The sequence below is a fragment of the Bradyrhizobium sp. BRP22 genome (assembly GCF_020194175.1).
Taxonomy (GTDB): Bacteria; Pseudomonadota; Alphaproteobacteria; order Rhizobiales; family Xanthobacteraceae; genus Bradyrhizobium.
Genome location: NZ_JADYVX010000012.1, coordinates 1 through 22,435, shown reverse-complemented (window position 1 = coordinate 22,435; position 22,435 = coordinate 1). Strand labels below are relative to the sequence as shown.

Sequence of the window (22,435 nt, the reverse complement as noted above, 5' to 3'; positions counted from 1 at the left end):
TTATCGGGCCACGCGGCCGAGTTCGGAGACGAGACGTTCGAGCGCCTCCGAAAGCATCGGCCCGCCGCAGACGGTCAGTCTGTCGGAAACAACCAGGCGTTTCGACGGCGGATAGAAACGTTCGAGTGCGGGATGCAACAGGAATGCCTCGCCTTCGTCTTCCGCGAAATCGCCGCCATCAGATACGAGGAGGAGATCGGGCTTCAGGTTGACGATCGCTTCCAGCGACGCGAAGCCCCCGAGCTTGTTGCCGAGGTCACTTGCCGCGTTCTTCAAGCCAATCGTGGCGAGCATGGAACTGATCAAGCTGCCGCCGCCCGAGACCCAACCGCGCCGCGACAAGGCCAGCACGCGATAGGGTCGCTGCGATACCGCTTCCTTGGCGTGCTGGATTGCCGTGTCCAACCGCTGTATTTCGGATGCGGCGCGATCCGTCTGGTGCAAGAGTTCGCCCATTTGCCGAATCTGGCTCTTCACGCCTTCCAGCGAACGCGCAGCGTCGAATTCGACCACGCGGACGCCGTTGTCCTTCAGCAGTTCGCGCGTCGCACGCTTGGTGAATCTGCCGGCGACTACCGCGTCCGGTTGCAGTATCAGGACATCTTCGGCTTCGCCCGATAGTCGAGGGTAGGCTGCGGCTTTCTCTACGTTCCAGGAGCGGGCGGGATCGCGCGAATAGGGACTGAGGCCAAGGATCTGGTTCGGGTCGGCCAGCGCCAGCAGCAGTTGGTCCGTGCACACGTTGATGGAAGCGACGCGTGGCAGATCGGCTGCAAGCGCAACATGCGCCCCGAACAGTGCTGCCAGTAACGACAGCGTTGCGCCGATCGCCAATCGCAGTGCGCGAACAAGGGCCTCGCGCAGGAGAGCGATTGATGGCATGAAGCGGTCATGAAACACGGCGGTGATCTGACGGAAGCCATTGCGCGCCATGGCGGCGAGCTTACGGACTGGCTCGACCTGTCGACCGGAATCAATCCCTGGCCGTGGAGAATTCCTCACCTCATTCCTGACAGTGCATGGACACGCTTGCCGTCGCGTGCCGACGAGCAGGACCTGCTCGTCGCCGCGCGCAAAGCCTATGGCGTGCCCGACCATGCGGCTATCGCGGCTGCCAGCGGCACGCAGACCCTCATTCAATGGATTCCACATCTCGCCGCCCCAGGCGCGGTCGCCATCGTCAGTCCGACCTATGGCGAGCATTCGGCCGCGTGGAGCAGCGGGGGCCGGGAGGTCATCCAAGTGAATGATTTGTCCGCCTTGCCCGAACGCGCCATTCACGCCGTCATCGTCAACCCCAACAACCCGGATGGACGTATGGTTGATAGCGGTGCGCTCCGACACGTCGCCGAACGGCTCGACCGTCGCGGCGGCTGGCTGGTCGTCGATGAGGCCTTTGCCGACGTCGAGCCAGGCATCAGCTCTGTCGGGATCAGCGCCGACCTTCCGATCGTTGTGCTGCGTTCCTTCGGCAAGTTCTATGGGCTCGCCGGACTTCGCCTTGGCTTTGCGGTCGGACGACACGACATCGTCGAACGTATCGCCGGGGCGCTGGGCCCATGGCAGGTTTCTGGCCCCGCGCTTCACGTTGGTACGGCCGCTCTGCGCGACCAATCCTGGGCTGCCGAGATGCGTGCGAAGCTCACCCGCCAGTCGGCCAAACTCGACCATGTCCTGACGGAGGCCGGCTTCCGGCTCGTCGGAGGAACGCCGCTCTTTCGTCTGGCGGCCCATCCCGACGCACCAATCCGCCACGCCGAACTGGCCCGACGCCACATCTGGTGCCGGAGTTTCGACTGGAGACGCGAATACCTGCGATTTGGCCTCGCGTCGGACGATGGTCTCGATCGGCTGGCCAGCGCGCTTCGTTCGGCCAAATAGCGCATCCTGCGCGTCCATCCCGTCCGCTTTACCAATGCGCATTAAATCCGACATAAGCCGCAGGGCCCGTCGTGCCATAGTTGAACACTTCCTGATAGTGCTCGTTGAAAATGTTCTCGCCGCGCAGGTACACCTTCCAGGTCTCATCGATCTTGTATTCCGTGTAGAGGTCGACACGGACGTAAGGGTTCAGCGGCAGCGTTTCGTTTGAACCGCTGTAGCGCTTGGATACTGCCAGTACGCGCGGCTCGATCAGCCAATCGTTGATCGGCGTGATCGGAAACGAGAATCTCGCCAGGTTTTCCGGCCGGCGTGCCAGCGTCAGGCCGGTCGAAACATCCTTGGCCTCCAGATAGGTGTAGGCCGCGTTGAATCGCAGGTAGCCGGGCACGACGTCGATATTGAGCCCAAGCTCCAGTCCGTCGGTTTCGGCGCGCGAGATGTTGACGTAATGCCCGAGCGGATGTGCCGTGTCGATCACGAAGTCGATCAGGTTGCTGAACCTGTTGCCGAAGCCCGTCAGCGAAACCACGACTCGGCCTCCGAACAGGCTTTGATCGATGCCGGCATCGTAACCGAAGCTCTCCTCGGGGCTGAGGGCGGAATTGCCGTAGGTCGGCGCATATAGCTGATAGAGCGTCGGGGCCTTGGCGCCGGTGCCGGCGCTTGCATGCAGCTTGGTGCCGGTCTCCGCGATCGCGTACGCCGCGGTGGTCCGCCACGTCTCGAAGCGTGCGACATCCACGACATCGTCGACCCGACCGCCCATGGTGATGTTGAGTCGCTCGCCGATCGGCAGTTGCCAGAGCGCGAACACCGAGTTCGTGTCCTGGGTTCCCGTCAATTGCGGCGTCGGCGCTCCGGGAATCGGCTGCAGATTGGTGGTGGAGGTGCTCGCCGTTTCGTGCTGCACGCGCGACCCGACGATGAGCGAGCCGAGCGGGCCGATCTTCAGGTTGCCCTGATATTCCAGGCCCGTGCTGTCGCCGACGAAATTGGAGAGGATGGACGTCGTATTCTGTGGCAGCTTGTTGGTCTTGTAGGTGACGTCATCGAACGAACGATCGATGTGCGTTTCGAAGGCGCTTACGCTGTGGGTCAGGATGCCGCCGAACGTGTCAAAGGAGGCGCGGCCCCAGACCTGTTCGAGAAGGCGCGTGGCGCTCGACGGCGTGTCCGGGAACGTCCCGCTGGCCTGATCGTAGGCGGACCGCGTGAACGAGGCCAGCATTCCGGTCTCCAGGCGTACGCCTTCGCCAGCGTCGTAGCCGACACGTGCCGATCCGCCGACGCGGTCGAACCCGTCGCGTTCGAGCGGGCCATATTTCGCCTCGAGCGCGGGAATACGATAGCCGTAGCGCGAAAAGCCATTGCTGTGCTGTCCGCTTCCCGTGAATGCGTAGGACCAGGGCCCCGAGGTTCCGGTCAGCGATGCGCTGCTGCTCGCGGTCCCATAGCTTCCTCCCTCGGTGCGGACGTCGAATTGTGCCGGGCCGGTGCCCTTCTTGGTGATGATGTTGACGACGCCGCCCATCGCGTCCGATCCGTAGAGCGCGCTCTGTGGTCCCTTCAGCACCTCGATCCGCTCGATCGCGCTCGGGGCAAACATCGCGAAATCGAAATCGCCGCTGGCAGCGGTCGGATCGTTGACCCTGATGCCATCGATCATGACCAGCGTCTGACCGGTATTCGCGCCGCGCAAGCGCACGTTGGTTGTTGCGCCGGGGCCGCCAGTTTCGGTGATATCGAGCCCCGGTACCGTCCGCAGCGCGTCGACGAGCGAGGTCGGATTGCTGGTTGCGAGCACTTGGTTGGTGACCACGCTGACCGAGCTTCCGGTGCGGCTTGCGGGCTCCAGCGTCCGGTCAGGAGTCACGACCACTTCGGAAGCCGCCGGCGCGCTTTCGTTGCTGGGTGCTGGGCGCGCAGGACGAGCCGTTGAAGATGTTCGCTTGTTCCTCGATGCGGGCTTGGACCGGGCGTCCGGATCGACGACGACCGCAGGAAGTTGTTCGGGACGCGATTGAGCCATCGCGCCAGTGTGACCGCATGCGACAACGGCCGCACACCCGGCAAGAAAACGCCGCAAGCTCATGAATGCCCTTCCGCCGACCCACCGTCGAACGAGTTGATACCCGTCAACGGCCGGTCTCCTGGCTCGCGGTCGTCTCGCGATCCGCCTTCCCAAACCTGCTTGGCAGGCCCAGTGGCATTCGGATCGCGAATATCCGCTTACAGTTGCGGGGGCAGCCGCGGCATTGGGAAGATTCCCGCACCGCGTTCCCGTTTCACCCTAACAAGGGCACCGATGACGCGGGCAAAAAAGCACAACGCAGAGCAAAACTCAAACTATCGTTGCCGAGGTTCATGGGACATTTCGCGATATCCCCATCACTGCTTGTAGTCGCCGCCGCGACTACAACTGCAACCTGGCGTCATGTTCGCGTGGCAGTTGCGAGTTCAGTGACAGGTCTCTGCAGACATCATCAGTCATTTCGAACTATTCAAATCGGCTATCGGGGACAGAGCTTGATGATCGTGATGCAGGGGCGTATTCGTTCTCGACATTCTGGCCGTGCCAGCTTGCTTGTCACAATCCTTCTGTCGCCGTGATGAGCGGACAATTTCCCGCACTTTCTGCAGCCGATAGCGAAGAAAGGACACAGGCCCAGATGTCTTCCAGTCCGAACGAGGAGGCTGCACGAGCAGAGTTGCACCGAGCCGTTGTGGCCGCTTTCTGCAAAGTGATGAACGAAAGCGGGCTCCCTCCGATGACGGTGATGAGTCTGGCTGCGGCTGTCGTTGGGTCGGTCTACAGGGAAGTGGCCGACCAGCACCGGACCGGTGGTTGCACCTGCGGCTGGCAGCCTAGTCCGGAAGCGGATGTCGAAATCCTGCAGGCTGCTCTTGCGAGGGCGACGGAGGCTGTCCCGTTTGCTGACCTGCGCGTTGTCCAAGTCGTGGGCCACGCGTAACGTCGTGATGCGAACTCCAAGCGCAGCCGATGAGCGCGGTGGGGTCTCGGCCGCCCCCAGCAATCCGCTCAACCGAGCATGCCGAGCCCGACAGCGAAGTGCTGGCGATGATCGAGCGTGCCTCGCCACTCCGGCCGCCTTCGCTGGAGCTTCGTCAGAGGGTTGTCCAATTGGTCGTTCCGGTACGCTTCAGCATGTAGCCTCGTTGGATTTCAAATCCGACGCAAAGCTCTGTGCATCGTTGCCGCGGTCAGTGATCTTCGCTTCAGGTTGGGCGGCATCGAGGTGATGTGGGTTCATGCCGGAATCCCCGGCCTGGCCGGCGTGAAGAATCTCGATCTGGCGGCTTCACGGCTCGCTGAGTTCGCAATCGCCAATCGCATCCATCTGGTCCTGAGCGTGCTGAGGGGATGGTCGCCCGCTCATCCGGACCCCATTTGGCAAGATACCATCTCTTCGTCGGGCAGGTTCCGGCCCGCGTCAGGGAGGGCTGATCGCGTACCCCTCGGCGCGCGAGCAGATTGCGGGCGGACTTCCGTTGACTCCATCGCGCGGGGACACGACATACGCTGTACCGTCGATACCGCTCGCGACCCAGGAGCACGCCATGAACGCCCAGCCAAACGTCGATCCCGGCACCGCGCATCCTGGCGACGACGTCGTGCGCTGGCTGACAGACGACACGCGCGACGAGCGCTTCATTGACAATATCTTCGCCGAGCTGTGCCTTCGGCTCCAACAAGCCGGCATTCCCGTCAAGCGCGCCTCGCTCAATATCCTGATCCACCATCCACAATGGCTTGGCGCCCGGATGACGTGGGCCGACGGAATGCGCGAGGCCGAGATTGCGAGAGTGGACTACGATGTCAGGGAGCGATCCGAATACATCGGGAGTCCCGTCAACGAAATTCATGACGGTGCCGCGGAGGTGCGCGAAAACCTGGAACGCGATCCTTCGCTCGGACGCAAGCACGCCATCTATGACGAGATGCGGGCGAAGGGCCTGACCGACTACGTGGCCTGGCCGCTGTACCATACGCTCGGCAAGCGGCATGTCGTGACCTTTGCAACCGACCGGCGCGGAGGTTTCGCCGACACGCATATTGCCGGCCTGTTGAAACTGTTGCCGGTTCTGGCGCTGGTCAGCGAAATCCGCGTCAAGAACCGGCTGGCGCGAACACTGCTCGAAACCTATGTCGGGCCGCATGCCGGCGAAATGATTCTGGCCGGCGCCACCCGGCGCGGAAGCGGGACGACGGTGCGCGCCGCCATCATGATCTGCGATCTGCGCGACTTCACCAGGATCTCCGACAACTGGCCGCGCGATGACGTCATTGATCTCCTGAACGGCTATTTCGACGCGATGTCCGAGCCGATTGCGCGACATGGCGGCGAAATACTGAAATTCATCGGCGACGGCCTGCTCGCGATTTTTCCGCTCAGCCAGCCATCGGCCTGCGCAAATCTGCTGCGTGCCGTGCGCGAAGCCCGTCAGGCCATGATTGCCCTGAACGAAAAGAACGGCCAGACCGGTCGTGAGCCGCTGAATTACGGAATCGGCGTCCACGTCGGCGACGTCATGTACGGCAATATCGGCTCGCGCACCCGGCTCGACTTCACCGTCATTGGTCCCGCGGTCAACATGGCTTCGCGTCTCGAATCTCTCACCAAGCAATTGGGAAGAAAGGTGCTGCTGTCCCGCGCGTTTGCCGATCTCGTCCAAAGCGACTTCGCTCTCGAACGGGTCGGCGAATATCCGGTGCGAGGCTTCAGCGAACCCATCGAGCTGTTTGCGTATGACGGCTGAGCTATGCCGTCTGCCGAGTGGGCGCACTCCTCTAGAGCGTTTTCGAGCGAAGTGGATACCGGTTCGCGTGAAGAAAACGCGTCAAAACAAGAATCTAGAGCTTCGGTTCTGATTCAATCAGAACCGAAAAAATGCACTAGCGAACCGCTCGGTCACAGGATGGAAGCCGGCAAGAAGATCGGATGTCCGGTGATCCCGCGCCGGTGGCGAACCGAGGATCCTGTACGGAATGTGAGCCTTCATCATCGACGCGGCCGGGCGCTCACGGCCGGCCGCCATTTCCCTTGGCGCGACGCAGCAGCTCCACCACTTCGCGGTCGGAAGTCTGGTTGAAGTCCCGGTAGTGCATGCCGACCGCAAAGAACGGCTCGGGTTCAATCAGGCAGATGATTTCGTCAACCTCCGCCGTCAGGCTCTCGATCGTGTCGTGCGGCGCGACCGGCACCGCGACGACGATGCGACGCGCGCCTGCTCGGGAGAGCGCCTTGACCACGGCCCTCATCGTTCCGCCGGTCGCGATGCCGTCGTCGATCACGATCACGGTGCGACCGGCAATGTCGACAGGCGCCTCGCTGTCGCGATAGAGCTGGCGGCGCCGCTCGATCTCGGCGAGTTGGCGGGATGTCTCCGCCTCGAGATAGTCGGCGCTGGGCTCGATGGCGCGAACGATCTCGTCGTTCATCACCACTTGCGCCTTGGCGCCGTCGACCACGGCGCCGAGCCCGAGCTCTTCGTGTCCGGGCGCTCCGATCTTGCGCACGAGCACGACATCGAGCGGCGCGTTCAGCGCCTGCGCGACCTCGAATGCGACCGGCACGCCGCCGCGCGGCAGTGCCAGCACCACCGGGTCGTCGTTCCCGAACTTCATGAGCGCCGGCACAAGCCGGCGTCCGGCCTCGCGGCGGTCGGCGAACACGAGCTCGCCGAAGCTACCTGTCAGGGGCGATGACAGAAAACGGCGGAACCAGCCTTTCGCGTGCTCGATGACCTCTTCGAGCGCGCCGGGCTCTTCGAACAAATGAGTGGCCCGCGGCACGATGACGAAATCCTTTTCGCAGCGGAGCTCAGCGAAGGCCGCACGGTTGAGCGGAACAACCGGCAGGTCGGCACCCCCCACGATCAACAGCGTCGGCGCGGCGACGACGCGCAGTGCGGCGCCGGCGAGATCGGGCCGTCCGCCGCGCGAGACCACGGCGCCGACATTCTGCCGTTCGGCCGCGGCGACCAGTGCAGCCGCGGCGCCCGTGCTTGCGCCGAAATAGCCGACGGGAAGCATCGCGAATTCGCGCCTGGCATGAACCCAGTCGGCTGCTTCGGCAAGGCGCGAGGCCAGCAAGCCGATATCGAAGACATTGCCGCGATCGCGCTCTTCCTGCTCGCTGAGGAGGTCGAGCAGCAGCGTGGCAAAGCCCGCCTTGCGCAGGCCGGCGGCCACCTGATTGTTACGCGGGCTGTTGCGGCCACTGCCGCTGCCATGCGCGAAGACCACGATGGCGGTCGCGTCCTCGGGCACGCCCAATATGCCGGCGAGATGGCGAGGACCGATGCCGACGTCGCTGATCTGCTCTCGCACGCCGGTCATGATCAACACTCGGTGGCAGGGGAATGGGCCATGCCGGGTTCCCTTTGCGACTGTTGGCTCGGCGCAGCAAACATCGTCGGATCCTGCCGCAACGCGCGCCGATGATCCTGCGACCGCATCGCTCCGGCTGGAGCCGGACGAGCGCGCCGTGCAATTTTCAACGCAACTCATCCCGCAGCCGGACGTTCCTCCGGATGGCCACTCGCGGCCGAGGCAGGTGGCGAGGGGGAACAGGATCTTCGATCAAAGCTGGAGATAGACGATGCAGGTTCGAGAGATCATGCAACACGAGGTCGATATTGCCGATCCGAACATGTCGATCCGTGATGCGGCGCGCAAGATGCGCGCCCATGACGTCGGTTCGCTGCCGGTCGGCGAGAACGACCGGTTGATCGGGATGGTGACCGACCGCGATATCGTGGTGCGCGCCGTCGCCGACAACCGCACCGCAGGCAATACGGCGGTGCGCGAGGTCATGTCCGAAGGCGTCAGCTACTGCTTCGATGATGATGATGCCGAGGCCGCAGCCCAGGTCATGGCCAAGCATCAGGTACGCAGGCTTCCGGTGCTCAATCGCGACAAGCGCATGGTCGGCGTGATCGCGCTCGCCGATCTCGGCCGATCGAGAGGCCTGGCCGCGCAGGACGCATTGCAGGGCGTTTCCAGGCCGACGGACAAGGAACGCCGTTAAGGCATGGAAACGCCGTTAAGGCATGGATAGGTCCGCCGCGCTACTGAAACGCGACTTCGGCGAAGCTGCGGAGCTTGCGCGAATGCAGGCGCTCCAATTGCTGCTCGCGCAGCCGCTCGAGTGCCTTCAGGCCGATCTCGAGATGCTGGCCGACGCGTTGCCGGTAGAACTCGCTCGCCATCCCTGCGAGCTTGATCTCGCCGTGCAACGGCTTGTCCGAGACGCATAGTAGCGTGCCGTAGGGAACACGGAAACGAAAGCCGTTGGCGGCAATGGCGGCCGATTCCATGTCGAGCGCGATCGCGCGCGACTGCGACAGGCGCCGGATGACCGAGGGGTCGCCGATCTCCCAATTGCGATTGTCCACGCTCGCGACCGTTCCCGTGCGCATCAGCCGTTTCAGCTCGAACCCTTCGAGCCCGGTCACTTCGCCCACCGCCTCCTCGAGCGCGACCTGCATCTCGGCGAGCGCAGGTATCGGCACCCAGAGCGGCAGCTCATAGTCGAGCACATGATCCTCGCGCACGTAGCCATGCGCCAGCACGTAGTCTCCGAGCCGCTGCGTGTTCCTGAGGCCCGCGCAGTGGCCGAGCATCAGCCAGGCGTGCGGCCGCAGCACCGCGACATGGTCGGTGATGTTTCGTGCATTGGATGGACCGGTCCCGATGTTGATCAGGGTAATGCCCCGATAACCCGCCTCGATCGAATGAAAGGCCGGCATTTGCGGCATCCGCTCCGGAGCGATACCCGTAGTGCCGCCGCCGAGACGCGCGTTGCGCGCGATGACGTTCCCCGGGCCAACGAAGGCGTCCGGCCCGGCTAGGCCCGCAGCCACGCGCTTCTGGCTCATCTCCACGAAGGCATCGATATAGAACTGGTAATTGGTGAAGATCACGAAGTTCTGGAAGTGCTCCGGATCGGTGCCGGTGTAGTGATAAAGCCGGCGCAGCGAATAATCGACGCGCGCCGCGCGGAACAAGGCCAGCGGTTCGGGCGCGCCGGGCGGAAGTTCAAGCGTGCCATTGGCGATCGCGTCGTCCATCGCGGCCAGATCGGGCACGTCGAACAGATCGCGCAGCGATCGCATCACGTTCGACTTGTCGCCGGGAGCGAGAGCGGCTTCGATGTTGATGTCGCGACGATAGGCGAAATGGATCGGGATCGGCTCGTTCGACTCGCCGACCTCCACCGGCACGCCATGATTGTCGATCAATCGTCCGATCTGCTCGGTGAGATAGGTGCGGAACAGGTCCGGCCTCGTCACCGTGGTCTCATAGATGCCGGGCCTTGCGACAAAGCCGTATGCGAGGCGCGAATCCACCCGCACATGGGTCGCGGTTGCAATGCGCACGAACGGATAATTGGCCCGCACGCGCGCCGTGAGCGGCCCGCCATTGGCATAGGCCTCGAAGCGATCCCGCAGGAAGGCGGTGTTGCGCTCATATATCTGTTCCAGGCGGGCAACCGCTGCAGCCGCGTCGGTGAACGCTTCGGTCGCAATCCGCGGCGGGGTCAGCATGGTAAGGGCGGAGCACATTGTTGTTACTATGGCAGATTCTCCGGAGCATGAAAGGGGGATCGCTGGCGGCTGCCGGGCGCCTCGGTCACTGCACGAGCTGCCCTGCGAACGCGAAGAGGTCACGTGCAATTGAGCGTCTTGCCGGCCTGTTCCGCCGATTGCTTACAATCGAAACCATTTCTTCCGTCGCCTGAAACAGTGCGGTAGCGCCGCCCGCACAGTCTCCCTGCTTCACTCACGACAGGGAGAGCAGCCGATGAAACCCACGCCGATCGAAGCGTTGAGGGAGCAGGCGAAGGTCCGGCAGAAAAGCGCGGCTCTGGTGTTTCACGAGAACGTGTGGACTTACGAACGGATCCTGGCCGGGGCCGAGCTGCTCGCGCGCGGATTGGTCGCCCACGGTGTGAAACCGGGCGATCGCGTGGCCATGCATATGATGAACCGTCCCGAATTCGTTGTAGCGGTTTACGCCTGCTTTCTCCTGGGCGCGATCGTGGCCCCGTTGCGGACCGCTTTCAAACAGGCAGAGCTCGAGCCTCTTCTGCGGCGGCTGCGGCCGACGCTCTATATCGGCGAGACCGCACTTTACGGCAATGTGGCCGCCATCGACGGCTCGATCCTGCCGCGCGACAAGCGCTTCCTGGTCGAGACGACGTCCGGCGCGCATGGTGGATTGCCGTTGCAGCAATTGTTCGATGACGCCGGCCGTGGCGACTTGCCGGATCTGCCCGCGGCGGATCAACCTGCCGTGCTCATCACCACGTCAGGCACGACCGGCGAACCCAAGTTCGTTGTTCATACCGCCTCCAGCATGGCTGAAACGGTCGACCTCCTCATCAACAATTGGGGCGTGTCCGGCCACGATAGCATCGCCATGGCCCTGCCTGTGGCGCATATAAGCGGGCTCATCTGTTGTCTCACCTGTATCAGGGCCGGTATTCCCTTCGTGCTGATCGAGAGCTTCGATGCCGACACCGTCCTCGACACGATCGAGCGGCATAGCTGCACCATGCAGGTCGGTTTTCCCGCACAATACGCCGCATTGCTCGATCGCCAGCGCGCCCAGCCGCGCGAGCTGAAGTCACTGCGCTTTTGTCTGACTGGAGCCGACGCCTGCCCGATCGAACTGCAGCGGCAGGTCACGGCCACCTTCGACGCTCCGCTTTATAACGTATGGGGCGCGACGGAAGCCGTCGGCAATCTCGGCTACGGTCTGCGGCCGGGTCCGGTGATGAGGATCATGCGGCCGGCGGACATCCGGCTGGTCGACGACGATGGCAACGATGTCGCCGATGGCGAACTCGGCGAGCTCCTGGTCCGCGGTCCGAATCTGTTCGTGGGCTACTGGAACGATCTGAGGGCGACGACGGAAGGCCTGAAGGACGGCTGGTATTACACCGGCGACCTGGTGCGGCGCGAGGCGCAGGACGAACTCCTGTTCGTCGCGCGCAAGAAGGACATCATCATCCGCGGCGGCACCAACATCTCGCCTGTCGAAGTCGAGCAGGTGGTCGCCGCCCATCCCTCGGTTCAGGAAGCGGCCGTGGTCGGTGTGCCGGACGCCGTGCTCGGACAGCGCGTGATCGGTTTCGTCACGCTCGTAAAGGGAAAGGACGAGCGAGTCGTTGCCGGCATCCTCAGCGACGTGGCGACGCGGCTGGCCGCCTACAAGGTGCCTGAGCGTCTCATCGTGATCGATGCTTTGCCGCGCAACGCGCTGAGCAAGGTCGATCGGACGACGTTGCAGGCGATGGCGATCGACGGCAACAAGGCGTCCCGCTCCGGGGCAGGCGAACAACCATCGCGGCGCGCGAGCTGAGCCGTTCCCGCATTCGGAAATAATGACAAGTTCGTTGGCGGGTTAGCGAAGGCTAGCCCGCCAATATCGTTCTGTATGGCGGATTACCTCGCTACAGTCCGCTCTGGACCAGCAGCCCTGCGATCTTTTCGTCCGGCGCCAGCGCAATTCTCCGGATCGGCAGGCCATTGGCAAATTTGGCCTCGCGCACTTCCGCGGCGATCGTGATATCAGGGGATGGATGACACTTCGTGGAAGGAGAACGCATGCGCGAGGATTTCTGGTTTCATCATCCGTTTCGGGTGCGCTATTCCGAGGTCGATGCGCAGGCCGTGGTGTTCAACGCGCACTACCTGACTTATTTCGACACGGCGATCACCGAGTATTTTCGCGCCCTCGGCTATGACTATCTCGGCGAGGTCTCGAGGACCGGCGTCGATTTCCATCTCGTGAGGTCGGTCGTCGAATACAAGGCGCCGATCCGGTTCGACGAGGAGATCGATGTCTGCGTGCGGGTCGCGAAGATCGGTCGATCCTCGATCACGCTTGCGCTCGCAATTTTCGCCAGGGGCGGCGAGGAGCTCCGCTCCACCGGCGAGATCGTGTGGGTATGCACGGATCAGCGAACCCACAGCTCCGTTGCCGTGGCGGAGCCTTTGCGGGTGCTGATCGCAAGTCGCGAGAAGGCGCTCGCTCAGGCATGATCCGCGAGGATTGCTGCCGCACTCTCAGCGATCGGGCTTTTCGTGGGCGATCACACCGGTCTTCGGATCAGCATGAAACTCCATCTTCTGCCCGTTCTTGATGCCTTTGCCTTCCCAACGGCCGTCGTCGGCCTCGATCTTGGTAACCTGCGTATAGCCCGACTTGAGAATGGTCTCGATCACCTGCTGGGCGGGCATCCAGTCCGCTCCCGGCTGGTCCGCCTTCACAAGGCTTGGCACACCTGCGGACAGAGCCGCGGCCAAGAGAACGGGCACTAATCTATTCATGGTTTCCTCCCTGGCTTATTGACCGGAACCAACGATTGAAACCTTCGAAGGTTTCTCGCCGGGTGGTTGCTTTGTTCGATGCTGTCCGGCTGGCGCGCGTCAGCCGGACAACGTTACGCCTGCTCGCGTGATCGCAGATCAGCGAACCACGGCGCAGCGCTCGCGCTTCAGCGCCCTCATTGCGGTGTCGTCAAGGTTGAGGTGCCCCTTGACGAGATCGGGCGGAGTTAGCGCCATCCAGTTGTTGAGCGAGATGTCCTTGTAGCGCGGTTTGTTGAAGACGTTGATCAGCCGCAGCGTGGTGGAGCCGATGTTCTCGATGTAGTGGCCCATGGTTCGCGGCACGAACCCGACGTCACCGGAGGTGTAGTTGAAGGTGCGCGCCTTCGAGGTGGCATCGAACACCGTCATCCGGGCTTGTCCCTCCAGATAATATTGCCATTCGTCGGCATCGGGATGCCAGTGCAGTTCGCGCAGCGCGCCCGGCTCAATCTCCATGATCAGCGCCGACAGGGTGGTTTCCGGGAAGTTGGTGACGTCGATCATTTTCACCGATCCGCCCTTGTAGGGGGTCGGCGGATGCTCGGAAGCGTGCCAGACATAGGGGAGCTTTGGCGGACTGTCGGGAAGCTGCCTGCGGACGGTCTCGAGCGGGGCCGGGACCGGGAGGCGGAAGATGTACTTCTCGGATTTCGGGATGTTGGCGAAGTGCTCGACGCCAATGCCGAAATTCTTGGCCAGGATGCCGGGCGGCGTATGCGCCAGGAATTCGGTGATCAGCAACGTTTCGTTCTCGGAGAAATTGCCGTCGTCGAACACCAGCAGGAATTCGCAGCCGCCTTCGAGGCCCTGGATGGAGTGGGGGATGCCGGCCGGCACCAGCCAGACGTCGCCCGGTTTGAGATCGTCGACCGCGACATTGCGATCCTCATCGACCACCGTCAGGCGGACATTGCCCTGCAGGATGTAGGCCCACTCCGCTTCCTTGTGCCAATGCAGTTCGCGCACCACACCGGAATCGAGCCGCATGTTGACGCCGGCCATCGATTTGGCGACCGGCAATTCGCGCACCGTCACCTCGCGCGCCCAGCCGCCGTCCTCGAGGCGATTGTGGGCCATGCCAAACGAGAACTTGAGATTCGGAAGCGAGCCGTTGTCGGTTTCCGGCGGCGTCAGGATGTCGGGGTTCTGGTTGTCGAGCAGGGCGTTGCGGGGACCCGGATCGGTTGCGCCCTTCGCGCCGCGGATGGGCTGCCTCAGTTGACTGTCGGACATGAGTGACTCCCGGATGTGGTGAAGATGAACTCGCTTCGCGGCGAGCGTGCTAGGCTACGCGGAGCGAACCGGGAAATATTTCCGTGACGCACGCCTTTTGCCGAAACGCCATGGTCGTGACGGATCACTGAGCAGCGAGTCAGCAGGCGGCCGGACGGTCATCATCGGGCTATTCGGAAAAAGAGCTATGGCAATTGGAAAGATCATGCGTGCAGCGGACGCTACCGCTGTTTTGATGCCCGCTCGATCGGAAATCAGGTTTCGTTGATGCGATGAGCCATTCTCTTGACATGGCGGCCACCGCCCGGCCCGAACCTCGAAGCACCGATCCCGAACGTGCGCTCGATCTGCTCGTGGCGGCCGCGACATTGCTGTTCACGAACGGTCAGACGACCGAGCGCACGACCGACTGTGTCGAGCGGCTGGCGACAGCGCTCGGCTTTTCGGCGCGGGTCTTCCTGCGCTGGGACGAAGTGACCGTCGCGATCGAGAATGGCGGTAAAGCGACGAGCACCACCGTCGAGGCCAGGCCGGTCGGGATCGAGATGGGGAAGGTCGCCGCCGCGACCAAGTTGATCGATGACTTCTGCGATCACCCTTCTGCGCCGGAATTGCTGCGGTCCGAGCTTGCAAAGGTGCAAGCACGCCCGCCCGTCTCCCTCATCCGTTTCGCATTCTTCGCTGCCATCGGCGCTGCCGCGCTCGGCGTCATCTTCGGCGCCGCCCATCTGGCCAGCCTGCTCATCATCGCGGTCAGCGCCGGCCTCGGCGCCTGCCTGCGCCGCTGGATCGCAGGATTGAGTCACAACCCCTTTGCCCAGCAGCTTGCTGCCGCGCTACTGGCCGGCGTAATCGGCGCGCTGGTCGTCCACCTCCAGTTCTCCAGCCTGCAGCGACTGGTCGCCGTCTGTCCCTGCATGGTGCTGGTGCCGGGCCCGCATATCCTCAACGGCACGATCGACCTTGCCCGCGGACGCCTGGCGCTCGGGATCTGCCGGGTGGTCTATGCGAGCCTGATCATCTTCGCGATCTGCATCGGCCTGCTCGGCGGACTGTCGTTCGGCGGGGCCAACCTGCCGGCATCGGCGCCGTCGCCGCCGGTGCCGTTGATCTATGACGTGATTGCCGCGGGTGTGGCGGTCGCGGCCTATGGTACCTTTTTCTCCATGCCATGGCGGATGCTGCCAGTCCCGATGCTGATCGGGATGCTGGCTCATGGCGCGCGCTGGGCGTTGTTGGCCAAGGCCGGCGCGAGCCTCGCGGGCGGCGCGCTGATTGCTTGCCTCATCGTCGGCGTGATCACCACGCCTGTGGCAGAACGCCTCAGATTACCCTATGCGGGGCTTGCCTTCGCGTCCGTGGTCTCGCTGATTCCCGGCGTGTTCCTGTTCCGCATGGCGGACGGACTCGTCGAACTCGTCGCGAGCGGCGGTGACGTTTCCGCAAGTCTGCTCCAGGCAACACTCGCGGACGGAGCGAATGCCTTCCTGATCACCCTCGCGATCACCCTGGGGTTGATCCTGCCGAAAATGTTGATCGGGTATCGATTGAACAAGTTGTTTAGCGGAATCGATGGGCGCGCGTAGAATTTGAATTATATCCCATCGCAAGACACACGCTTTGGCAAGCGGCATGCACCATATTGGAGGGGTGCACGCTATCGTAACTGTCGAACAGGTGATTGGGATGCGCGTATTATTGCTTGTCAATCTGGCGGCTTTTGCCGTGGCAGGGCCCGCCATGGCTCAGGAGCCGCCGTTTTCCCTTCCGCCCGTGAGCGTCGATCCGCAGCGGAATAATCTGCCGCCGGCTCTCGGCATCGGACAGCAGGGATCAGGCAATAACAGCGTCGCCGGCGGCAACGTCGGCAATGCCAAGCGCGGCTATGACGATCTCAACAAACGTTTGAGAGGCGAGGTCGACCGCGTCAATCCTCCGATCACGAATCAGCCGCCGATCGACGCGCGATCGCCGGACGTCCGCGTCGGTGTCATCAACATACCGGCGGTGCAGCAGCAGTACGGCGAGAATTTTGGTATCTCGGCGCGGCCATATCGGCCGCCGCCGCTGGTCTACTCGGCCCCTGTGGGGCGGCGCTGAACGAACAAGAGGGCGCCTGAGCGGCACGGGTTGCTGGCATGCCGCTCAGGCTCGTGGGCAGAAGACAATCGCAACTCAGCCGGCCACGTAGCAAGATCCTGCGTGCCTGGATTCTGCGGCAAATGACTGCGCTTTGATTCAATTGCGCATAATGGCGATTGCGACAGCCTGCCTTACCTAGCAAACGTGAGAAACTTGCGCACTCGCGAGATGAGAAGGCAGCCTTCACATTTGGTGGTCGCCTGCAAATGGTTGCAATGGTTGTAGATTGACTAATCGTAAACGTAAGCGTTAGATGAATGTTACCGCATAGAGCTCTGGAACGGATGACGCTCCAGAGCTGATGGCCCCTTCGGCGGAGTGGTGCGATGGCGTCACGAGCGGCGACCGATGAGCGGCCTTACGTTTCGACCGGTCATCTGCCTGACCCCGAGATGGTGCAGTCGCTGGTGGAAGACGCACACCGGCGCCTTAAATCGAACGCTGACGGCAAGAATTCGCAGGTCCATCCGGCACTCGCCCGAGTCTCGAGCGAGCTGTTCGGCGTGTGTGTCGTTGGGACCAGTGGGAAGGTCTATGGCGCGGGACCGCATCTATTGCGACGCCAAGCAGGCGACCGATCTCTACACGCGGCAGTGCTCGCTGAATGTAACTGCCCGGGACCTCGCCGTGATGGGCGCGACGCTGGCCGACGGTGGGGTGAATCCGATCACGAAGCAGCGCGTGGTCGACGCCGCCGTCTGCCACCACGCGCTGGCCGTGATGATCACGGCCGGATTGTATGAGACGTCAGGCGACTGCTCCTGAAACCGAGGAGGATCACATGACCACCTATGACAACGGCTCCACGATGCGCCTGACCGGGCTGCCGACACCGCCTTTGTGGCTGTGCATCCTGCTCGGGATCGTCATGATCATCGCCGGCCTCCTGGTGCTCGGCGATGTCGTGCTGTTCACCGTGATCAGCACCATCTTCATCGGCTGGATGGCCATCATCGCCGGCGGCTTCGAGATCGTTCACGCGTTCTGGACCAAGGGATGGGGAGGGTTCGTGTGGCAGTTGCTGCTCGGCGCGCTCTATCTTGCATTCGGCATCGTGCTGGTGAGCCAGCCGGTGACCAGCGCGCTGATCCTGACCTATGTCCTCGGTCTTTTGCTTCTGATCTCCGGGATCGTCCGTATCCTGGTCGGCATCAGCCATTGGCGGCAGCTTGGCTGGATCATGCTGGTGTCCGGGCTGTTCGGTGTCGTGGCGGGCCTCATCATCCTGACCGGATTTCCGGCCACCGGGCTATGGGTGCTTGGACTATTGCTGGGCATCGATCTGCTGTCTCACGGCGTCGGATGGCTGACCCTCGCCTGGCTGCCGGCTGCCAGAACGGGGTAGCGAGGGTCGAGCGAGCCATACACGCGCTGAACGCCCGCTAGCACAGCGGGCGTTTCTTCCCGCAACAGCAGGATCAATGCGAGCCTTGCGCGACGCGCCATTGGCGGAGATCAGATATGTCAGTCTTGAAGAAGCCGGGCCGGACGTTCAGGATCGCCGCATCCCTGGCCGCAATTGGAATGAGCCTCGCGGCTTTGCCGGCTGCGCAGGCTCAACAGGCTTCCGCCGTGCTGTTCCAGAACGTTCGCATCTTTGACGGAAAGAACGCCGCGCTCTCCGCACCATCCAATGTCCTGGTCCGCGACAACAAGATCGAGACGATTTCGGTGACGGCGATCAAGGCCGATGCTCAGGTGATCGACGGCGGCGAACGCGTGCTGATGCCCGGGCTGATCGACGCGCACTGGCATGCGATGCTGGTGCGCCCGACGCCGGCGGCCGCTTTGGGTGACGATGTCGGCTACAACAATCTTCTCGCGGCCGCGGAAGCGACCGCCACGCTGATGCGGGGCTTTACCACCGTTCGCGACATGGGCGGGCCGGCCTTTGGGCTCAAGCGCGCGATTGACGATGGCCTCGTCGCCGGCCCTCGCATCTATCCGTCTGGCGCCGTGATCACCATCACCGGCGGCCATGGTGATTTCCGGCAGCTTACCGATCTGCCGAGAACGATCGGCGGCATGCTCAGCCGCATGGAACGCGTTGGCGGGAGCATGGTGGCGGACAGTCCGGATGAGGTTCGCGTGCGCGCGCGCGAGCAGCTCATGCAGGGCGCTTCGCAGGTCAAGCTCACCGCGGGCGGCGGCGTCGCATCGCCGTTCAGCCCGCTCGATGTATCCACCTTCATCGAGCCCGAGCTGCGCGCCGCCGTCGAAGCGGCCGAGAACTGGGGCACCTATGTCGCCGTGCACGCCTATACGCCGGTTTCGATCCAGCGCTCGATCGCGGCCGGGGCAAAGTGCGTCGAGCACGGCCACCTGATGGACGAGGCTTCCGCGCGCCTCATGGCCGAGAAGGGAATCTGGTTGAGCACGCAACCCTTCCTCGATCTGGCGGGTGCAAGTGCACTGGGGCCGTCGGAGCAGGCGAAGATGCGGCAGGTGGTTGGCGGCACCGACAGAGTCTATGCCCTGGCAAAGAAGTACGGAATCAAGACAGCTTTCGGCACCGACATCCTGTTCTCGAAGGCGCTGGCCGAGCGGCAAGGCGCCATGCTCGCCGACCTCACTCGCTGGTACACGCCGGCCGAAGCGCTGGCCATGGCGACATCGGCGAATGCCGAATTGCTCAGTCTGTCAGGACTCCGAAATCCCTACCCCGGTAAGCTGGGCGTCGTGGAGGAGGGCGCGCTGGCCGACCTCCTGCTGGTCGATGGCAATCCGGTCGACAACATCAGGCTCGTGGAAGAACCGGCGAAGAATTTCCTGGTGATCATGAAAGGCGGGAAGGTCTACAAGAATCTTCTCGCCCAGGAACCTGCTCGCCGGTGACACGAAGAGACAGGCGGCGCGTCGAAGGCCGGCTCGACCGGAACGTCTGGGGCTGATGCCGCTCGCCCATGTGCCCGCCGGCCTTGATGTCCCGGCTCCGCAGCGTGCAAAAAATACCTCCGGTCGGCTGGAGGATTGCCCCGCGTCGCTGCGAACGCGCCTTGTTATGAAAGTGTGACATTTGGTGATGTAGTAGTGGCCCAACGAACCGCTGCTCGGATTCCGTCGCGTCGAGATCCAGAACCTGCTGCAGGACCATGGCGACCGGATCCTGAACCGGAAGATCGAACCCTGAGGTCACTATGATTGTCCATCGTCCTGCGTTTGAAGGCCCCTCTCTGCGATACCGTCGCGGTCGCGCGGGCCGTCATCTCGTAGTTTTGGCGATCATCGGATTGTCTGCAGTCGAACCCGCCCTCGCGCAGAACCCGTCCCCGCCGGCGGCACAGGCACCGCAGCGGGTGGTGAAGCCGAAGCCGTCCGCCGCGGCGCCGGCGCCCGTTGCGGCTGCGGCCCAGCCGGTCGCCCCGGCGCCCTATGCCGAAGCACCGACATCGACCGGCGAGACGGTGGCGCGGGTTGCCGGGCGCGACGTCTCCTCGTCGGAAATCCGCACCTTCCTGGCCGCCGTCGGGCCCGATCAGCGCGCAGCGCTGGCCCGCGATCCCGCGCTTCTCAACCAGACGCTCCGCGCGATCTTTGCGCGGCAGCTCATCCTCAAAGAGGCCGGGGACAAGAAGTGGCAGGAGCAGCCGGCCGTCGTCGCCCAGCTCGCCAAGCTGCGCGAGGAGGCCATCGTCGAGAGCTACCTGCAGTCGGTGTCGGCGCCGCCGGAGAATTATCCGGATGAGGCGGAAATCCAGAAGGCCTATGACGCCAACAAGGGCTCGCTGATCATGCCGCGCCGCTTTCATCTCGCGCAGATCTATGTCGCGCTGGCGGAAGGATCCGACAGCGCCACTGAGGAGAAGGCCAAGGCGAAGGTTGCGGACATCCAGGCCAAGCTGAAGCAGCCGAAGGCGGACTTCGCCCAGATTGCCAAGGACACCACCGACCAGCGCGAGCTCGCGGACAAGGGCGGAGATCTCGGCTGGCTGCCCGAGCCGCAGCTCGTTCCCGAGATCAAGACGCGCGTGATGGAAATGGCCGTCAATACCGTCAGTGAGCCGATCAAGCTCGCCGATGGATACCACATCGTCAAGCTGATCGAGACCAAGCCATCCGAGACGATGCCGCTCGCCGACGTGCGGGACGGCCTGGTCCAGCGCCTGCGACAGCAGCGCGCCGAGCTCAACCGCCGCGTCTATGTCGCGCGCGTGCTCGAGCAGAATCCGCCCGCGGTCAACGAGATCGCGCTGTCCCGCATCGCCGGCGAGTTGACGCAGTCGGCCGGCGGCGCCCGCTAGCGGCGTTCATCATCGTGCTTCAGCCCATCCGAATGAGCTGTGCAAATCCAATCACGTTCGAGGCCGACGGCGATACGTCGCAATGGCTTGTTAGCTTCGCCGCGGGGCAAGAGAAAGAGAACAAGCCGCTGAGCTTCGTCGTGAGCGCCTCGATCCCGCCTGATGGCAGGATGGACCGCATCACCTTCGACGGCAGCATGGATCCCGAGCTTGGCGGCCGGCTGCGTCCGCTGCTCGCTTCCGCCAATGCCGGCGCGCCGCCGCCCGAGATGCTTCAGCGGCTGCGGCTTCGATCCACAGAGTGAGCGAGGCGGGGCGTGCGGGGCATCGGGGGGGCCAGGTTGTTGCGCGGATGGTTGCTTGCGCTGACGACCGGCGTCGGCCTCATCCTGACCAGCGCCGTCGCGTTCGCCGACACCTCACCCGCGGTGGCGGAGGGCTCCGCCGCTGCCGATGACGCAAGCGAGCCTGCAAAAGAGGTTTCGCCCGCTAAGGAACCCGCGCCGGCTGAGACACCGGCAGCCATCGAACGGCGCTGGCGCGAGAATGCCAAGATCGGCTTGCCCCCGGCGCGAGCGGTTGCGGGCTCGAACGCGCAGCCGCGTTCCCGCTATCGCGATCTGATCGAGAAGGCGACCGCCGGCACCGGCCTTGCGCCCGAAATCGCCGAAGCCGTGATGGGCGTCGAGAGCGGCTACAATGCGGGCGCGATTGGCGGCGTCGGCGAGATCGGATTGATGCAGGTCCTGCCCTCGACCGCGCGGCTGCTCGGCTTCTCCGGCACCAATGCCGAACTCGCCGTGCCCGAGACCAACATCCATTATGGTGTGACCTATCTCGCGCAGGCATGGCGGCTCGCCCGCGGCGACCTCTGCACCGCCGTGATGAAGTACCGCGCCGGCCACGGCGAGACGCGCTTCTCCCGTCTGTCGGTGAGCTATTGCCTTGCCGTGCGCTCGCGGCTGATGGCGCGCGGCTTCCAGGTCACCGGCACCGTTCCGGTCGCCACCTTCGGCGAGCCGGTTGCGCGCGGCGGCGGCGGTGGCGGCGGCTGCAAGCGCAGATGCCTGGCCGGCCTGGGTGGCCCCAATATCAACTACGCCAACCTGAACGCCCGTCTCAGCGCGATCGTGATCCAGGTGCGCGGAGGAAAATAAGCCGTCGTCGCTTCGCTGCTACAGCGTTTTCGAGCCAAGTGGACACCGGTTCGCGTGAAGAAAACGCGTCAAACAAGAATCTAGAGCTTCGGTTCTGATTCAATCAGAACCGAAAATGCTCTAGCCCGCGATGAGATCAGGTCGAATTGCATCTGCGCGAGGCGGGCCTCATGGTTCGAGACGCGCCGCAAGCGGCGCTCCTCACCATGAGGGTCTAAGATTTCGCCGCGAAATTAGACCTCATCCTGAGAGCCTGACCGAAAAAGGGTGAGCGGTTTTGGCGGGCCTGTGATTCCTTCGGATTTGCAAAGATTCGAGGGAGGACACCATGCCGTGGACCAAAGCCGCTCGTCTCCAGTATCAGCGCAGTGGACT

19 protein-coding genes, 1 pseudogene and 1 riboswitch are annotated in these 22,435 nt (G+C 63.5%); of the genes and pseudogenes, 13 read left to right on the top strand and 7 right to left on the bottom strand.

Annotation, left to right across the window (positions count from 1 at the left end):
- Window positions 1-882 (bottom strand): ABC transporter substrate-binding protein, encoded by an 882-nt coding sequence (locus I6F35_RS17320; RefSeq protein WP_225118898.1) that lies wholly within the window; start codon window positions 880-882, stop codon window positions 1-3.
- 9 nt (window positions 883-891) lie between these two features.
- On the opposite strand from I6F35_RS17320, the gene cobD reads away from it, so the two are divergent.
- Entirely contained in the window at window positions 892-1,881 is a 990-nt protein-coding gene (gene cobD, locus I6F35_RS17315; protein WP_225118897.1) for a threonine-phosphate decarboxylase CobD, read from the top strand.
- Between the two features lie 28 nt (window positions 1,882-1,909).
- On the opposite strand, the gene I6F35_RS17310 is transcribed toward cobD, so the two are convergent.
- Window positions 1,910-3,757 (bottom strand): TonB-dependent receptor, encoded by a 1,848-nt coding sequence (locus tag I6F35_RS17310; protein WP_225118896.1) that lies wholly within the window; start codon window positions 3,755-3,757, stop codon window positions 1,910-1,912.
- A gap of 249 nt (window positions 3,758-4,006) precedes the next feature.
- Window positions 4,007-4,206: riboswitch (cobalamin riboswitch) on the bottom strand.
- Window positions 4,207-5,463: 1,257 nt separating this feature from the next.
- Between I6F35_RS17310 and I6F35_RS17305 the strand changes: the two genes are divergently transcribed.
- A complete protein-coding gene (locus I6F35_RS17305) occupies window positions 5,464-6,663 on the top strand; it encodes an adenylate/guanylate cyclase domain-containing protein (protein ID WP_225118895.1) in 1,200 nt (399 codons plus the stop codon).
- Window positions 6,664-6,925: 262 nt separating this feature from the next.
- Here I6F35_RS17305 and I6F35_RS40515 read toward each other — a convergent pair whose 3' ends face one another.
- Entirely contained in the window at window positions 6,926-8,245 is a 1,320-nt protein-coding gene (locus tag I6F35_RS40515; RefSeq protein WP_346283175.1) for a phosphoribosyltransferase family protein, read from the bottom strand.
- 262 nt (window positions 8,246-8,507) lie between these two features.
- On the opposite strand from I6F35_RS40515, the gene I6F35_RS17290 reads away from it, so the two are divergent.
- Complete coding sequence (locus tag I6F35_RS17290; RefSeq protein ID WP_225118894.1) at window positions 8,508-8,936, top strand: CBS domain-containing protein; 429 nt, start codon at window positions 8,508-8,510, stop codon at window positions 8,934-8,936.
- A gap of 40 nt (window positions 8,937-8,976) precedes the next feature.
- Here I6F35_RS17290 and I6F35_RS17285 read toward each other — a convergent pair whose 3' ends face one another.
- Window positions 8,977-10,455: an AMP nucleosidase gene (locus I6F35_RS17285; RefSeq protein ID WP_225119043.1), complete on the bottom strand. Its 1,479-nt coding sequence runs from the start codon at window positions 10,453-10,455 to the stop codon at window positions 8,977-8,979.
- Window positions 10,456-10,711: 256 nt separating this feature from the next.
- Here I6F35_RS17285 and I6F35_RS17280 point away from each other — a divergent pair, with 256 nt between their 5' ends.
- Window positions 10,712-12,274, top strand: a complete 1,563-nt coding sequence (locus I6F35_RS17280) for a class I adenylate-forming enzyme family protein (protein WP_225118893.1) — start codon at window positions 10,712-10,714, stop codon at window positions 12,272-12,274.
- 91 nt (window positions 12,275-12,365) lie between these two features.
- On the opposite strand, the gene I6F35_RS17275 is transcribed toward I6F35_RS17280, so the two are convergent.
- Complete coding sequence (locus tag I6F35_RS17275; protein ID WP_225118892.1) at window positions 12,366-12,521, bottom strand: hypothetical protein; 156 nt, start codon at window positions 12,519-12,521, stop codon at window positions 12,366-12,368.
- On the opposite strand from I6F35_RS17275, the gene I6F35_RS17270 reads away from it, so the two are divergent.
- Window positions 12,520-12,957 carry a thioesterase family protein gene (locus tag I6F35_RS17270; protein WP_225118891.1) on the top strand — a complete coding sequence of 146 codons (438 nt, stop codon included), beginning with the start codon at window positions 12,520-12,522 and terminating at the stop codon, window positions 12,955-12,957. The two genes, I6F35_RS17275 and I6F35_RS17270, sit on opposite strands and share 2 nt — an antisense overlap.
- A gap of 24 nt (window positions 12,958-12,981) precedes the next feature.
- Here the strand turns inward: I6F35_RS17270 and I6F35_RS17265 are convergent, their stop codons facing one another.
- The gene (locus tag I6F35_RS17265) at window positions 12,982-13,245 is read right to left on the bottom strand and encodes a PepSY domain-containing protein (RefSeq protein WP_225118890.1); all 264 of its coding nucleotides are present in this window, start codon (window positions 13,243-13,245) and stop codon (window positions 12,982-12,984) included.
- Between the two features lie 138 nt (window positions 13,246-13,383).
- Window positions 13,384-14,520, bottom strand: a complete 1,137-nt coding sequence (locus tag I6F35_RS17260) for an oxalate decarboxylase family bicupin (protein ID WP_225118889.1) — start codon at window positions 14,518-14,520, stop codon at window positions 13,384-13,386.
- A gap of 290 nt (window positions 14,521-14,810) precedes the next feature.
- Between I6F35_RS17260 and I6F35_RS17255 the strand changes: the two genes are divergently transcribed.
- The 8 genes and pseudogenes from I6F35_RS17255 (at window position 14,811) to I6F35_RS17220 (ending at window position 22,060) form a co-directional block, all read left to right on the top strand.
- Window positions 14,811-16,106, top strand: coding sequence for a threonine/serine exporter family protein (locus I6F35_RS17255; protein WP_225118888.1), 1,296 nt, complete (start codon window positions 14,811-14,813; stop codon window positions 16,104-16,106).
- A 34-nt stretch (window positions 16,107-16,140) separates the two neighbouring features.
- The gene (locus I6F35_RS17250; RefSeq protein WP_225118887.1) at window positions 16,141-16,620 is read left to right on the top strand and encodes a hypothetical protein; all 480 of its coding nucleotides are present in this window, start codon (window positions 16,141-16,143) and stop codon (window positions 16,618-16,620) included.
- Window positions 16,621-17,229: 609 nt separating this feature from the next.
- Window positions 17,230-17,418, top strand: a pseudogene (locus I6F35_RS17245) (glutaminase); the annotation flags it as partial.
- Between the two features lie 25 nt (window positions 17,419-17,443).
- Window positions 17,444-18,007 carry an HdeD family acid-resistance protein gene (locus I6F35_RS17240; protein ID WP_225118886.1) on the top strand — a complete coding sequence of 188 codons (564 nt, stop codon included), beginning with the start codon at window positions 17,444-17,446 and terminating at the stop codon, window positions 18,005-18,007.
- Between the two features lie 179 nt (window positions 18,008-18,186).
- Complete coding sequence (locus I6F35_RS17235) at window positions 18,187-19,497, top strand: amidohydrolase family protein (RefSeq protein ID WP_225119042.1); 1,311 nt, start codon at window positions 18,187-18,189, stop codon at window positions 19,495-19,497.
- Between the two features lie 395 nt (window positions 19,498-19,892).
- Window positions 19,893-20,903, top strand: coding sequence for a peptidylprolyl isomerase (locus I6F35_RS17230; protein WP_225118885.1), 1,011 nt, complete (start codon window positions 19,893-19,895; stop codon window positions 20,901-20,903).
- A gap of 32 nt (window positions 20,904-20,935) precedes the next feature.
- Complete coding sequence (locus I6F35_RS17225) at window positions 20,936-21,208, top strand: hypothetical protein (protein WP_225118884.1); 273 nt, start codon at window positions 20,936-20,938, stop codon at window positions 21,206-21,208.
- A 249-nt stretch (window positions 21,209-21,457) separates the two neighbouring features.
- Window positions 21,458-22,060, top strand: coding sequence for a transglycosylase SLT domain-containing protein (locus I6F35_RS17220; protein WP_225119041.1), 603 nt, complete (start codon window positions 21,458-21,460; stop codon window positions 22,058-22,060).
- Window positions 22,061-22,435 lie beyond the last annotated feature (375 nt).

Coding starts and splice junctions, on each gene's coding strand:
- I6F35_RS17255 (WP_225118888.1), top strand. CDS start 14,811: ATGGCGGCCACCGCCCGGCCCGAACCTCGAAGCACCGATCCCGAACGT.
- I6F35_RS17290 (WP_225118894.1), top strand. CDS start 8,508: ATGCAGGTTCGAGAGATCATGCAACACGAGGTCGATATTGCCGATCCG.
- I6F35_RS17305 (WP_225118895.1), top strand. CDS start 5,464: ATGAACGCCCAGCCAAACGTCGATCCCGGCACCGCGCATCCTGGCGAC.
- I6F35_RS40515 (WP_346283175.1), bottom strand. CDS start 8,245: ATGACCGGCGTGCGAGAGCAGATCAGCGACGTCGGCATCGGTCCTCGC.
- I6F35_RS17235 (WP_225119042.1), top strand. CDS start 18,187: ATGAGCCTCGCGGCTTTGCCGGCTGCGCAGGCTCAACAGGCTTCCGCC.
- I6F35_RS17240 (WP_225118886.1), top strand. CDS start 17,444: ATGACCACCTATGACAACGGCTCCACGATGCGCCTGACCGGGCTGCCG.
- I6F35_RS17280 (WP_225118893.1), top strand. CDS start 10,712: ATGAAACCCACGCCGATCGAAGCGTTGAGGGAGCAGGCGAAGGTCCGG.
- I6F35_RS17320 (WP_225118898.1), bottom strand. CDS start 882: ATGCCATCAATCGCTCTCCTGCGCGAGGCCCTTGTTCGCGCACTGCGA.
- I6F35_RS17270 (WP_225118891.1), top strand. CDS start 12,520: ATGCGCGAGGATTTCTGGTTTCATCATCCGTTTCGGGTGCGCTATTCC.
- I6F35_RS17260 (WP_225118889.1), bottom strand. CDS start 14,520: ATGTCCGACAGTCAACTGAGGCAGCCCATCCGCGGCGCGAAGGGCGCA.
- I6F35_RS17285 (WP_225119043.1), bottom strand. CDS start 10,455: ATGCTGACCCCGCCGCGGATTGCGACCGAAGCGTTCACCGACGCGGCT.
- I6F35_RS17265 (WP_225118890.1), bottom strand. CDS start 13,245: ATGAATAGATTAGTGCCCGTTCTCTTGGCCGCGGCTCTGTCCGCAGGT.
- cobD (WP_225118897.1), top strand. CDS start 892: ATGAAACACGGCGGTGATCTGACGGAAGCCATTGCGCGCCATGGCGGC.
- I6F35_RS17275 (WP_225118892.1), bottom strand. CDS start 12,521: ATGCGTTCTCCTTCCACGAAGTGTCATCCATCCCCTGATATCACGATC.
- I6F35_RS17225 (WP_225118884.1), top strand. CDS start 20,936: ATGAGCTGTGCAAATCCAATCACGTTCGAGGCCGACGGCGATACGTCG.